The sequence below is a fragment of the Flavobacterium resistens genome, assembly GCF_900182645.1.
Taxonomy (GTDB): Bacteria; Bacteroidota; Bacteroidia; order Flavobacteriales; family Flavobacteriaceae; genus Flavobacterium; species Flavobacterium resistens.
Genome location: NZ_FXTA01000002.1, coordinates 616,059 through 630,283, shown reverse-complemented (window position 1 = coordinate 630,283; position 14,225 = coordinate 616,059). Strand labels below are relative to the sequence as shown.

At 33.2% G+C, this 14,225-nt stretch carries 11 protein-coding genes and 1 riboswitch; all 11 genes read right to left on the bottom strand.

Going from position 1 to position 14,225, the window contains the following annotated elements; genetic code table 11:
* Window positions 1–85 precede the first annotated feature (85 nt).
* Window positions 86–586, bottom strand: coding sequence for an RDD family protein (locus tag FN795_RS08815; RefSeq protein WP_142450275.1), 501 nt, complete (start codon window positions 584–586; stop codon window positions 86–88).
* Window positions 587–656: 70 nt separating this feature from the next.
* A complete protein-coding gene (locus FN795_RS08810) occupies window positions 657–1,172 on the bottom strand; it encodes an alpha/beta hydrolase (RefSeq protein ID WP_142450274.1) in 516 nt (171 codons plus the stop codon).
* A 94-nt stretch (window positions 1,173–1,266) separates the two neighbouring features.
* Window positions 1,267–2,439 carry a trans-sulfuration enzyme family protein gene (locus FN795_RS08805; protein WP_142450273.1) on the bottom strand — a complete coding sequence of 391 codons (1,173 nt, stop codon included), beginning with the start codon at window positions 2,437–2,439 and terminating at the stop codon, window positions 1,267–1,269.
* Between the two features lie 114 nt (window positions 2,440–2,553).
* Window positions 2,554–2,979, bottom strand: coding sequence for an OsmC family protein (locus FN795_RS08800; protein WP_026728534.1), 426 nt, complete (start codon window positions 2,977–2,979; stop codon window positions 2,554–2,556).
* 62 nt (window positions 2,980–3,041) lie between these two features.
* On the bottom strand, window positions 3,042–5,456 hold the full coding sequence (gene thrA, locus FN795_RS08795) for a bifunctional aspartate kinase/homoserine dehydrogenase I (protein WP_142450272.1): 2,415 nt from the start codon (window positions 5,454–5,456) through the stop codon (window positions 3,042–3,044).
* A 1-nt stretch (window position 5,457) separates the two neighbouring features.
* Entirely contained in the window at window positions 5,458–6,441 is a 984-nt protein-coding gene (locus FN795_RS08790; RefSeq protein ID WP_244289960.1) for an alpha/beta fold hydrolase, read from the bottom strand.
* 79 nt (window positions 6,442–6,520) lie between these two features.
* Window positions 6,521–6,629: riboswitch (SAM riboswitch) on the bottom strand.
* Between the two features lie 188 nt (window positions 6,630–6,817).
* Window positions 6,818–7,021, bottom strand: a complete 204-nt coding sequence (locus FN795_RS08785) for a hypothetical protein (RefSeq protein WP_142450270.1) — start codon at window positions 7,019–7,021, stop codon at window positions 6,818–6,820.
* A gap of 559 nt (window positions 7,022–7,580) precedes the next feature.
* The gene (locus tag FN795_RS08780; RefSeq protein WP_142450269.1) at window positions 7,581–8,669 is read right to left on the bottom strand and encodes a homoserine dehydrogenase family protein; all 1,089 of its coding nucleotides are present in this window, start codon (window positions 8,667–8,669) and stop codon (window positions 7,581–7,583) included.
* Window positions 8,670–8,862: 193 nt separating this feature from the next.
* Window positions 8,863–10,167, bottom strand: a complete 1,305-nt coding sequence (locus FN795_RS08775) for an O-acetylhomoserine aminocarboxypropyltransferase/cysteine synthase family protein (protein WP_142450268.1) — start codon at window positions 10,165–10,167, stop codon at window positions 8,863–8,865.
* Between the two features lie 78 nt (window positions 10,168–10,245).
* Window positions 10,246–10,431, bottom strand: a complete 186-nt coding sequence (locus FN795_RS08770; RefSeq protein WP_142450267.1) for a hypothetical protein — start codon at window positions 10,429–10,431, stop codon at window positions 10,246–10,248.
* 452 nt (window positions 10,432–10,883) lie between these two features.
* On the bottom strand, window positions 10,884–13,730 hold the full coding sequence (locus tag FN795_RS08765) for a TonB-dependent receptor plug domain-containing protein (RefSeq protein WP_142450266.1): 2,847 nt from the start codon (window positions 13,728–13,730) through the stop codon (window positions 10,884–10,886).
* Window positions 13,731–14,225 lie beyond the last annotated feature (495 nt).

Genomic DNA, 14,225 nt, shown 5'->3' with positions numbered 1-14,225 from the left:
AAACGATTACATTTATTTCTGCAACAAAAATAGGCTTTTTAAATGAGAATAATAACAGAAAGGAAATTATATTCTACTTGTTCTATCAGATTACTTCGTTACTTCCGATTAAATTAAACTCGTGAAATGTTTTTATTTCTTCAACCAAGGCTTTTTTATTCACCACATAAGTATCGGAAAGAGAATCGTGCCAGCCTCTTGATCCTAAGTATGAAAACATATCAAAAGGTATAAATCGACAAAAACATCTTTTGACAATGTCAGCAAAATCAGCTTTTTCACCATATTCATTAACAACAATGGTTCCTGTTATAAACTTCGCAAGCGATCTTCCAAACAATCCTTCGGTAATTAAAAAGTAAAAAAAGTAAATCGCAAATATTACCAAATTCCAGCCCCAATTCCCTAAACTGTCCATCCACTCACCAAGCCCCGTCAATTCAAATAAACCAATAAGAACTCCGGCAAAAAGACAAAGTCCCATAAAAATTGCAATTACAAATACAGTATCTAAAATATAATTTAAAAAACGGATTCCTACGGAAGCCAGCAGTCGATCATCAAGTATGTATCCAGAGTTACTCATAAACTAGTTCGTGGTTTTTATTATTAATTAGATTTTGGTTATAACAAAAGTATAATTTTTGACGAATGAATTACAACAAATTACTACAAATCAAAATAACATTCTTTTCGTCTAAATACAATTGGTGTTTTTGATTTTCGAGAATATGTTTTTCTATTTTTAATTTTGAAAACCATTCACTGCTGGGCGAATTTAGATCCTGCTCGCCAAAATAAAGTTTGGTTTCACAATTAGGAACTTCCGTTTCAAATCTTAATCTTGTTGAGGAAATTGCAATTAGCTTTGTTATTTTTAAACCTTTTAATGATGCTTTCCAGGCAATTGTACCACCAATGCTAAAAGCTAAAACAGCAACCTCGCTTTTTTCTGAAGCCAATAAATTATCAACAGCTTTTTCAATTCCTCCATTTAAAAATTGATTGTGAATATCTGTCTCTAATAAATTAGATGAATCAATATCAGCCAATTGAAGAACATCATAATATTGAATTTCAAATTTTGGCTCTAATATCTGAATATAATATTCAATCCATTCCGGATTGCCTCCAAACAAATCAGATAACAAAAGTAATCTTGGTTTTATCATATTTTCAAAACTAAAAATTATTTCAAAAAAAATCCTTGATATACAAAAAAGGGCTATTTAAAAAAACAGCCCTTAATTTTATTATATTTTGGTTTTAAGCCAACGCTTGCTTCAAATCAGCAATTACATCTTCTACGGTTTCTAAACCTACAGAAACACGAACTAAACCTTGCGTGATTCCAACAGCTAATTGATCTTCTTCAGATAACTTGCTGTGCGTTGTAGAAGCTGGATGCGTAACAATTGTTCTTGTATCTCCAATATTTGCTGATAATGAACAAAGTTGAATTGAATTCAGGAATTTTCTTCCCGCTTCAATTCCGCCTTTGATTTCAAATGCGATGATGTTTCCACCAGCTTTCATTTGTTTTTTAGCAATTTCATATTGTGGATGCGATTTTAAGAACGGATATTTAACGCTATTCACATTTGGATGGCTTTCTAAAAATTCAGCTACTTTTAAAGCATTTTCACAATGTCTGTCTACACGAACCGCTAAAGTTTCTAAACTTTTTGACAAAACCCATGCATTAAACGGAGATAAAGCCGGACCTGTATTTCTTGAAAACAAATAAATCTGTCTGATTAAATCTGCATTTCCAACCGTAACTCCTCCTAAAACACGACCTTGTCCGTCGATCAATTTTGTTGCAGAATGTATTACTAAATGCGCTCCAAATTTAATTGGTTGCTGTAAATAAGGCGTTGCAAAACAGTTATCGATAATTAAAATCAAGTTGTGTTTTTTAGCAATGTCTCCTAATAATTGCAAGTCAATCACATCAACTCCAGGATTTGTTGGCGATTCTGCGTATAATATTTTGGTGTTTGGCTTGATGAAACTTTCGATAGTTTCTGGCTTATTGATTTCAAAATAAGAAGTTTCGATATTCCATTTTGGAAAATAAGTCATAAACAAAGCGTGCGTAGAACCGAAAACGCTGCTTGCAGACACAATATGGTCTCCCGAATTTAATAATCCGGCAAAAGTAGAATATACCGCAGCCATTCCGGTTGCGAATGCGTAACCAGATTCAGCGCCTTCCATTTTGCAAATTTTCTCCACAAACTCAGTCGTATTTGGATTGCTGAAACGGCTGTAAATATTTCTTTCTTTTTCTTCTGTAAAAGAAGCTCTCATATCTTCGGCATCTTCAAAAACAAAGCTTGACGATAGGTACAAAGGCACCGAATGTTCTAAATACTGAGATCTTTCTAATTGTGTTCTAATGGCTTGTGTTTCAAAACCAAATTCTTCTGTGTTCATTGTGTTGTTTTTTGTTTTTTTGTTTAAAGTTTAAAGTTTCAGGTTATTACTGAACTCAAAATTCAAACTGTTTAGAGAAATTATCTAATTCTCTATTTAACTCATTTTCTAATTTTATAAAGCCTCGTTGTTGAGAACAACTTTGTATTTGATTGTTGCAGTTGGCTCAACAGTTTTCGCAACTGAGCAGTATTTCTCAAAAGAAAGTTGTGCTGCTTTTTTTGCTTTTTCAGGATTGATTTCTCCTTCTAAATAGAAAACCACATCGATTTCTTTAAAAGGTTTTGCTTCTTCAATCTGAACTCGTGTTCCTTCAACCTCAGCATTAAAAGAAGTGATTTCCTGACGCTGTTTTTTCAAAATTGAAATCATATCAATTGCGCTACATCCTGCAACGCCCATTAAAACCAATTCCATTGGGCTTGCGCCTAAATCGCTTCCGCCAAATTCAGCTCTGCTGTCAACGTCAACTACGTGTCCGCGTTCATTTTTTACTTTAAAATGAAATGCGTCATTTACTCTGTTTAAAGTTACTTTCATTGTGTTGTTATTTTTTTGTTTTTGTTTGAATTCAAATCTAAAATCTGAACTCTAAAATTCTTTTATCCTTTATCAGACAATCTCAAAATATCTCCAAAAACTCCTCTCGCTGTTACCGCAGAACCTGCACCAGCTCCCTGAATAACTATTGGACGATCTCCGTAAGATTCTGTGTAAATTTCGAAGAAAGAATCTGAACCTTTTAATCCGCCTAATGCAGTATCTTTTGGTACTGAAACTAATTTTACTTCTAAATTTCCTTTATCATTCTGCAAATCACCAGACAATTCACCAATGTATCTTAAAACGTGATTTGGTTGTTGATCTGCTTTTATTTTCTCGTAAATTGGATCGAATTCTTTTAACTTTGTCAAGAAATCAGAAACATTTCCTTCTCTTAAATGTTCCGGAATTAAATTCTGAATTGAAATTTCTTCAAACTCATTCTGCAAATCTAATTCTCTTGCCAAAATCAATAATTTTCTTCCCACATCATTTCCGCACAAATCCTCACGCGGATCTGGTTCTGTATATCCGTTATCAATTGCTTCCTGCAGAATTTCGCTGAAAGGCGCATCTTTTGCAGAGAAATTATTGAATAAATAACTCAGTGTTCCAGAGAAAACTCCCTTAATTTTTGTGATGTTTTCACCAGAAAGATGTAGTAATTTAATTGTATCAATTAACGGTAAACCTGCACCAACATTGGTTTCATATAAATAATTCTTTTGGTTTTCTGCCAAAGCTTTTCTCAGTTCTTTATAAAAACCATACGTCAATGTATTTGCTACTTTATTCGAAGAAATCAAATCGAAACTGCTTTCTACAAGCGGAATATAATTTTCTACGAATGATGCACTTGCCGTATTATCAATTGCGATTAAATTCTCTAAATGATGCTCATTTGCATAAGCAATAATATCATTGATTGAATATTCTTCACCTTTTGTCTGGATATCATTTTTCCAGCTTGAAGTTACGCCATTTCTGTTTAATAAAAGCTTTTTAGAATTTGCAATTGCAAAAACATTCAGCTTAATATCTTTACGTTTTTCAATTGAAGATGCAGATTCCAAAATTTGATTAATCAACGTTCCTCCAACTAATCCGTGGCCGAAAATCGCAATGTTGATTTTTTTAGAAACTCCAAAAATTTCTCCATGAATTACGTTTAAAGCTTTGTTTAGTTCTTCTTTCTTTACAACCAAACTCACGTTTTTACCCGTAACTGTGTTATTAAATAAAATCGGAACTATTTTGTTTTTGATTAAAGCGGTGTAAGGTTTATGAAAAGTACTCAAATCTTGTCCAATAATCGAAATTACAGAAACATTATCTGTAACCGTAATTTGGTTTACATCTTTAGAATAAAAGTCATTTTCAAACTCTTTTTCTAGCTCAACCATTGCAAGGGTCGCTTTGTCTTTGGCCACAACCAATCCAATTCCTCTTTCTGAAGAACCTTGCGAAATGATACTTACACTGATATTGTGATCGCCCATTACTTTGAAGATTCTGGCATCAACTCCGGATTTTCCAAGCAATCCGCGTCCTTCAAGATTTACTAAAGAAACATTTTCTAAAACAGAAAGCGTTTTAATTCCTTCTTTTTGAGAATTTGAAGTGATTAAAGTTCCGTGATTTTCGTGATTAAATGTATTTAAAATACGAAGCGGAATATTTTTTTCCAATAAAGGAATAATAGTCTTTGCATGTAGAATGGTTGCGCCAAAATTCGCTAATTCATTTGCTTCGTTAAACGATAAATATTCGATTTTTTTAGCATCGGCAACTAAATCTGGGTTTGCTGTGTAAATTCCGTCAACGTGCGTAAAGTTTTGAAGTTCTTCAGCATCTAAATAATTTGCAATTAACGAAGCAGTATAGTTACTTCCGTTTCTTCCTAAAGTTGTAGTGTCGTTGTTATTATTTGAACCAATGAAACCTGTAACAATATTTACAGTTTCGCCGTTATGAAGCTTAAAATAATTGATTACGTTTTTCTTTGAAAGTTGTTCCAAAGGCTGAGCATCACCAAATTTTGAGTCTGTTTTAAGCAATTCTCTTGTATCAACAAAGTTGGCCGGAATTCCTTTTTCAATTAAAATTGACGTCAATAATTTAGCCGAAAGCAATTCTCCTTTCGACAAAATCTGATCTTTGATTTTGTTGCTATAGTCGCCAATCAAACTAACTCCCTCAAAAAGTTTATCCAAAATATTGAATTCTTCAGACAAATCAACTTGACCATAGTCTGAAGTCTGATAAGCTTTAAAACTTTCTAAAAGAGGTTTGTAGTTTCCGTTTTTAGCGGCAATTCTTAAAATATCTTCTAATTCATCTGTCGCGTTACCACGCGCAGAAACAACTACGGCAATTTTTTCGCCTTGATTTACTTTATCTAAAATGATTGAAACTACTTTATTAAGCCCTTCTCCGTTTGATAACGATTTACCTCCAAATTTTAATACTTTCATTTTATTTTGCTATTGTTTCTGCCTTAAAAATATCGGCAAGTAAATGATCTAATTGTTTGTACTCGATTAAAAAAGCGTCATGTCCGTGAACCGAATCAATTTCGCTGTAAAAAACATTGTTTTTAAATTTCTTTAATTCATTGTAAGTTTCCAGATTTTCCTGTGGTGTAAAAAACAAATCTGAATTGATTGCAACAATATGAATCGCTGCGTTTGATTTTGATATTAAAGTCTCGAAATCCTCACTATTTCTTGTAATATCTATGGTTTTCAGCAATTGGTTCATCAATTTGTACGACGATAATTGATAACGTTTTTGCAATTTATTTCCGTGATGCGCCAGCCAGCTTTCGATATTAAAAATGGAAAGTTCAGAATGAACAGTTCGCTTAAATTTCGCTTTGAATGATTCTGGAGATCTGTAACAAAGCATGGCATGAATTCTGGCATCTTCAATTGGTCTGGACGAATTGTTCAAAATTTGTTCCTGAAGGTAACAATTTGCAATCATCCAATCGGTCGATTTCCAGTCGGTTGCAATTGGAATTAAATGTTCTGTGATGTTTGGTTCCAATGCCAGGATTTCCCAGGCAATTCCGCCTCCAACAGAGCCTCCAATAATTGCAAATACTTGCTCTATATTCAGCGTTTTCAAGCCTTTGATAAAAATTCTTGCGATATCTCTGGCCGTAAAATCCTGATAATTTTCAATTACAAACGAATCATTACCATTTCCTGGAACATTAAATGCTAAAACGGTATATTTATTTGTGTCGATTGTTTTTTCGTCTCCAATCAAATCATTCCACCAACCGTTTTCTCCGGTCACTTGTGCATTTCCTGTCAAAGCATGATTGACCAAAACAATTGGAGCGGCATGCAAAGGCAAACCAGAAAGCGTAAAACTTAACGGTAACGATGAAAATACTGCACCACTCTCTGTGATGAAATTATTAATTATGATGGGATTTGGTATATTTTCCAATTTCAAATCTTTTTATTATTGATTTGTATGTGGAAATATTAGAAAGAAAGTCTAGAGTTTGAAACTAGAAAAATTCTTGTTGTTATCTTTCCACGTTTGGGCGTGGTAGAATGCAGCACCTTCTTCGAATTAACGAAGGGTTGCTAAGGATTCATCGGGTCTAATCCCTCCTCCTTTCTTTATAACATTTCAATACGTTTTTGAACTTAAAGGTGCAAATTAACTACTAATTTCTTAAACAAACAAATTTTATCGAAACTGATTCCGCAATTTCTTAAACATACTTCAACGAGAATTTATTATACGCAAAAAATTACCGAACAAATTGCCCAGTAAAATTAAGCCGGTTTTACCCTATTTTATACTGCTTTTTGATTTAGATAAAAAGCGTTTCATTCTCTTTTGAATACATCAAGAATAATAAAGAATTTGGTTCTTTTCTAACTTCTTTTTTATTATCTGTTTCCGTTATTCCGAAGCTTGGATGAATTAATTCATTTGTTGGCGGCGGATTGTTTCTTTCATTTTTGATGTTTTTGAAAGTTGAGATTTTTTTTCTTAAGTAGTTTAATGTGCTCATGATATTTAAGTTTAAGTTAGTTTGCGTTTTATAATATTTACTTTTTCTTTAAATTTTTGTTATGCTAATCAAAATGAATAAAAAAACCCTTTTGGGTTTTTAATACCAAAAGGGTTTAAGTTTTTATAGAACTTATATATACTTTTAGTATCAACAGACGCGTACACAAATACGTGCGACGTTAAACATCTTGTTCATCTGTAGGGATTTATTCATCTGTGATTTGACTTTTATTTTAAAAAAATTCTGCATTTAATTCTCTTTAATAAGCTTTCAGATTTGATTAGGATCTAAAAGGCGATAAATCATTTATTTAACATTTAAGCATCTGTTTTTAACAGATCTTACTTGTCTTACAAATTTGCAACTTTTTTTTTAATATTCCAAGTTACAAAAGCCTAATTTTTCTAAAAAAACGTTAAAAAACGCCTTTTTATCGTCAAAAAACATCTTACAAAATGAAGATTTGATAAAAATACAGTATTAACTTACAAAAAATAAACTAACTTTTTCTGTTTCAATCTGTCAAAGAACTTTTTTCTTAATATTAAAAAACCACTTATAGCCAGACTGCTTCTTTATTTTTGATTTTGTCAGCTACTTTTAAAATATCGGTTATAATTCCTCTCGAAATTGCCTGTTTACATGGTGACGCACCTTGTATCACAATTGGAACATCAGCATAAGATTGGGTATAAATTTCGAAAATCGCATCTGAACCTTTTAATTGTCCAATTGGAGATGTTACAGGTTCTGAAACCAATTTTACTTCCAGAGTATTTTTTTCGACATCAAATTCGCCCACATATCGCAAAACATGATTTTCTGCCTGAGTGATTTTTGCAATTTTATAAGATCGCTCGACTGCTTCTTTATTTAGTATTCCATTTTTTTCCAGATGCTCTTCTCTTATTATAGAATTAATTTTTATATCTGATAATTCAAATTCTTTCCCGATTTCACGTGTCAGAATCAGTAATTTTCTGGCTGTATCATTTCCGGATAAATCTTCTTTAAAAGTCGAACGCATTAATCCGAGAAGGCTGGCATCTTTCAAAATTGATGAAAAAGAATTTTCTTCTGCCGAAAATCGGTTAAATACATAACTTAAATGATCTGAAAACACTCCTCTGATCTTCGTGATTTTTTCACCCGAATAATACAAATCTCTCAATGTCTGCAAAACCGGAAATCCTGTATCAACTGATGTTTCATACAAAAACTCTTTGTCGTATTTTTTTAGATTTTCTCTCAGCTGTTTATAAAGATCTATTGGGAGCGTATTGGCTTTCTTATTTACCGCAACAATATTAAATCCGTTTTCGATCAATGTATTGTAATGACTTATTAGTTCGTCGCTTGCAGTAGCATCAACGGCTATTAAATTTTCGAATTCATTTTCTTTTGCAAACGCTATAATATCTTCCACTCTGAAAGGCACGGCTAATTCTCTGAAATTGGTTTCCCATGAATAACCCACGCCTTCTTTCTCGAAAAAAGCAACTGTTGAATTCGTTATTATCGGGAAATGAAAATCGACATTTTTGCTTTGAAGAAAAAATTCCTGACTTTCAATAATCTGATTGATCAGTGTGCTTCCGATATTTCCAATCCCAAAAAGAATAATATTTATTTTAAGCTTTGACATAATTTCTCGCATTTTAAATATTTAACCATATAAGTATATAAGTTCATTTCAGCATATACCTTAATACATTACTTCTATTTACTTATATACCTTATATGGTTTCATTTTTTATTTATAGTTTTTTTTCATAAAAAATCACCCTTAGCAGCACCACACTGCTAAAGGCAATTTTTCAAACAAAAAACAAAAAAACCTAATTTTTATTGATACTGTATTGCGCTAATGTCACGCTTTCAAAAACCGCTTTTAAATCGGCGATTAAATCTTCAATATCCTCGATTCCAACAGAAAGTCGGACTAAATCTTTAGAAACACCTGTTGCCAATTGATCTTCTTCAGACAATTGTTGGTGTGTTGTGCTTGCTGGATGTATAATCAATGATTTTGTATCACCAATATTGGCTAATAATGAGAACAACTTCGTTTCGTCAACCACTTTTTTCGCCGCATCAAAACCTCCTTTTAATCCAAAAGTGATAATACCACTTTGTCCCGCAGGAAGATATTCCTTCGCTAAATCATAATATTTATTCGATTTCAAACCTGGATAATTTACCCAAACCACCTCATCTTGTTTTTCAAGCCATTCAGCCAAGGCCAAAGCATTTTCGCTGTGTTTTTTAATTCGGATTGGCAAAGTTTCTAATCCCTGAATAATCTGAAAAGCATTAAACGGACTCAAAGCTGCGCCAAAATCACGCAAACCTTCAATTCGTGCTTTTGCAATAAAAGCTGCATTTCCTAAAGCTTCGTGATAAACTAATCCGTGATATCCTGCAGAAGGCTCTGTAAATTCAGGGAATTTTCCGTTAGACCAGTCAAAACTTCCGGCGTCAATAATAGCGCCTCCTAATGACGTTCCGTTTCCGGCAATATATTTTGTTAAGGAATGAATTACAATATCGGCACCATATTTAATAGGGTTTAATAAATAAGGTGTCGCAACTGTATTATCTACTATAAAAGGCACTTTGAATGCTTTGGCTTCCGCCGAAATTCCTTTTAGATCCAATACATCTAATTTTGGATTTCCTAATGATTCTACAAAGAAAGCTCTGGTATTTTCTTTCGCTGCTTTAGTGAAGTTTTCTGGTTTTGAAGGATCTACAAAAGTCGTTGTAATTCCTAATCGCGGTAATGTTACACTTAATAAGTTATAAGTTCCACCGTATAAACTGTTTGAAGCTACGATATGATCGCCCGCTCTTAGCAAAGTAAGCAAAGTTGTTGAAATTGCCGATGCTCCAGATGCCGTAACTACAGCTCCAATTCCGCCTTCGAGCGCTGCAAGCCGTTGTTCTAAAACATCATTTGTTGGATTATTTAATCTTGTGTAAATAAATCCGGCTTCAGCAAGACCAAATAAGTTGGCCGCATGATCAGCATTATTAAATACATATGATGACGTTTGATAAATAGGCACTGCTCTTGTTCCTGCATTTTTAGTAACATCGTGTCCTGCATGTAGTGCGTTTGTTGCAAATTTTTGTGTACTCATGATTTCTTAATTTTTTAAATATTGTTGATACTATATATTATATTGATATTGTTTTTTGAAATTGATGCTGAAACTCCTTTAAACAAAAAAGCTTTCTTGTTCTTCGAGATCATACATTTGGAATAATAATGATCTTTGAGCTTTTATCTTCTGCTCTGCATTTATTCGTATAACTTCTCTAGTTATGTCTTCTGATTTATTATTGTTTTTTTGAGAATCGTTTCTCAATAAATACTCTATCGCGATTGAATTTAGTGTTTTCATAATTTGAAAATTTAAGTGTTGAAATTAAAAAAGCCCTTTCGGATGGCTACCAAAAGGGCTTTTAGTTCTAACTAAAACCAAGATTTAACTTTTACTTTTGGCAACAACAAATTGGGATGCACATTTGCATCATCTGACAACACATCACCATATTATTTGCTATTGTTTTCATTTATATTTAATAATTGAATTGTTTCTTTTTTAAACTCGACTAATTCGATAGAGTAAATGTAATATTTATTTATTTAACAGCCAAATAAAATTTTGATATTTAACAATTAAATTTTTCATGTCACTAAAATCAAGTAATAACAGCTGATTAAGTTATTGTGAAAAGTTAGCCACTTCCGAAAGCTATCGGGATAAAAGATTACATTGATTAAAAAAATCAATGCTAATTCGTTTAATCTTTATATCCCGATAGCTATCAAGAGTAGCCGATTCTTTAATTTTTAGAATTTAAAGCTCAAACGTGCAAAACCAAATCTTCCGTTCAATCCAAATTGCGATACTGCTCTTGAATATGCAAACTGATTTGCATTGCTCAAATCTGTACTTGGTGCCGGAGACAACGTTGGAGTTGTATTTGTAAAGGCCGGAGTTGCTGGATTATTTCTGTCCGGATAAACATCTCCTATATTATTAAACCCAATTGTTGCTCTAAAATGCTCGTTGATTTGATATCCTAAAGATAAATCTGTAACTAATTTTGCGCTGTATTCTGGGTGCTCATACACTGATGAAAATCCATCTAAATTCACATCTGTTGCCCCTGGATCTGTCACTTTTCCAAAATAGCTGTTTCTTAAATAAATGTCCAGTTTCTTAATACTGAAAGTTGTCATTAAATTAGCTTTCAATCTCGGAATTGCTTCTTCTAAATACACGCGACTTGACTCTGGAAAAAACGAATATTTATAAGGTTCGCCACCTGCATCAATAATAGATTGTGGTACATTTAAATCGCCAACTCTTTTCGTTTCATTGTAGCTTAAAGCCAAATCATTTCTGATAATAAAATCTGGGATAACATCATATTTCTGAGAAATTACCAAATCAATTCCTTTTGTTTCAGAGTTGATTCCGTTCGTCCAAAATGACGCTCTTTCCACTCCTTTTGTGTCAAATGCCTGTTGGAATAAAGTCAATGCTTCGGCTTGTTCGGGACTTGTAGCTGCAGCAATCTGCGCATCTGTTGGTCTTGAATATTGGCCAGTCAATACAATTCTGTCATCGATTCTGGTAAAATAAGCATCTGTTGCAATTGTTATATTTGCTTCAGGAATTTTAAATGTAAATCCTGTACTAATGCTTTTTGATTTTTCAGGCTTTAAATTTTCAACACCAATACTTTTTGCCGCTTCTGAATCATTTGTAAAATAACCCACCTGATATGGCGATCCATTTATAAATTGAGTTGAGCTTGATTCAAAATATTTTTGCTGTAATGATGGTGCTCTAAAACCTGTTTGTCCAGAAATTCTCCAGTTAATGTTTTCATTCAACTTTAAAAGAGAAGCTAATTTGAAGATAGTTGTACTTCCAAAATCAGAATAATTTTCATAACGCAAAGCTCCGTTTACTAACCATTTTTCGGTTACATTTAATTCTAAATCAAGATATGCCGCGCCACTATTTCTATTTTTTTCTTTCGCATCTGAAGGCTGAAATCCTGAAAATCCCTGTGCTCCTGCTCCACGTTTGTTTCCAAAAAAGTCGGTAACAATTAATGGCGAATTACTTGGCAGAATTCCCGAAACCAAAGCTCCATTTACGTCATACAATCCATAAGAAGCTTCTTCTCCTTGTTTTATTTGATAATTTTCATATCTAAATTCCCCTCCGAAAGCAACATTCAAACCAGCAAGAACATCATACTTTCTGGTAAAATCTAAATTGGTTGTACTTTGCAAAAATGAAACTTTTCCTGCATCAAAACTAAAAGGAGAATTGGTTCCCAAAGTCGCATTGATTGTATTGTTTACATCATATTGAAAAGAATTTGTTCCGAGGTTTGTACTTAAATCAGTATCAAATCCGAATAATTCTGCATTCACTCCAACGGCAGCAGAAGCATCTAAAATCTTTGACTCAATTTCTGGCAGAAATCCGTTTTGATACACCTGAGTAAAAGTTCCTGAACCATTTGGAAGTCTGTTGAAAGCATACGATTTCCCGTTTCTATATGATATTCCCCCAAAAGAATACAGAGAAGTTGTTTCTGTCAAAGGATATTTTGCGTTATAATAAGCTTGACCCGATGCCAATTCTGACTGTCCCACACTCATATTATAGTCGCTTCTCTGCTGACCTCTGTATTGAAGTTCATTATTGGTTACATCAAAATTCAGCGCTGTCTGCATTTGTGTAATTGTTGTTGCGCCCGCAATCGCATTTTGCTGTGCAGCTGTAAAATAACTTACTTGTGGTGCATATTGTTTTAAAGAACTTAAAATTTGTGCCGAATTTGGAGTTGAGTTAATATTACTGAATAATGAGTTGATTTGAACACCAGCTTGCGCAGCTCTATTTTCAACTGCATTGTAAGCGTTAAAAATAGCATTACTTCTAATTCCGGCTCTGCTTGTTGCTTCTCTAGTTACGGCACTTGCTGTAACATTCAGGAAACTTCCAGGTTTTCCTAATGAGGTTCCGTAGTTTAAGTCAACTTGTAATGTTTGTCCATCGGCTCCTCCTTTAAAATCATTAGATCCAGATGATAAGTTGGCTCCATATTGGATTCCCCCTGAAATAAAATTAGCATTCTTTTTAAGGACAATATTAATTACTCCCGCAATTGCATCAGAACCATATTGCGCTGCTGCTCCATCTCTTAAAACTTCGATTCGGTCAATGGCGAAAGACGGAATTGCATTTAAATCTGTACCAACAGAACCTCTTCCCGGCGAACCATTTATATTTACCAAAGCACTTGTATGTCTTCGTTTTCCGTTCACTAAAATCAAAACCTGATCTGGTCCCAATCCTCTTAACTGAGCCGGATCAACGTGATCTGTTGCATCTGCCGTTGATGTAGGATTACTGGTAAATGAAGGGGCAACATAATTTAAAATTTGAGTTACGCTCGTTTGCGGCGCTCCTTTTGTAATTTCAGTAATACTAAAAACATCAACAGGAACCGGAACATCGGTTTTTACTCTGTTTTTACTTCTTGATCCTACTATCGTAACTTCTGATAATTCATTATTTTTTAGCGTATCCTGCTCAGTTTTATTTTCCTGTGCATAAATTCCTGAAAATGTCAAGATACTTAAAAAGGCTAGTACATTTTTTTTCATTTCTTTTTACTGGATTAGTTAATGTTTTGGCTTAAAAAAAAATTAAAGTTTTTCATTTTGAGCAAAAAAAAACCTCTGCGATCTGCAGAGGTTTCTATATCTATTTTTGAAAAAAAATTACAACAGAGTCTCTGCGGAAAGTTCCGGCATCATACAAGACATCATATTGCAAACTGTTAATTTCATTTGTTTCTGTTATTTTAACGAGGCAAAGTTGCGAACTATTTTTTAATCAGCCAAACAAAAAGCAAAATATTTTCTATTATCCTATCAAACTAGTATGCTACTGTTAAATTTCTCTTTAAAAAAATAAAAAAAGTTGAACTTTAATTTGCAAATCAAAATGGTTTTATACCTTTGCACCCGAATACAGAGGAAAAATTTGAACTGATTGCAACCTCTTCATAATGAAATGGTTCGTTATGAGTGCCGGGAGATTAATTTCGGCAGTAAAAAATGCTAAAGCAGAAACTCTCCTTTAGCCCTTTTTAGCAA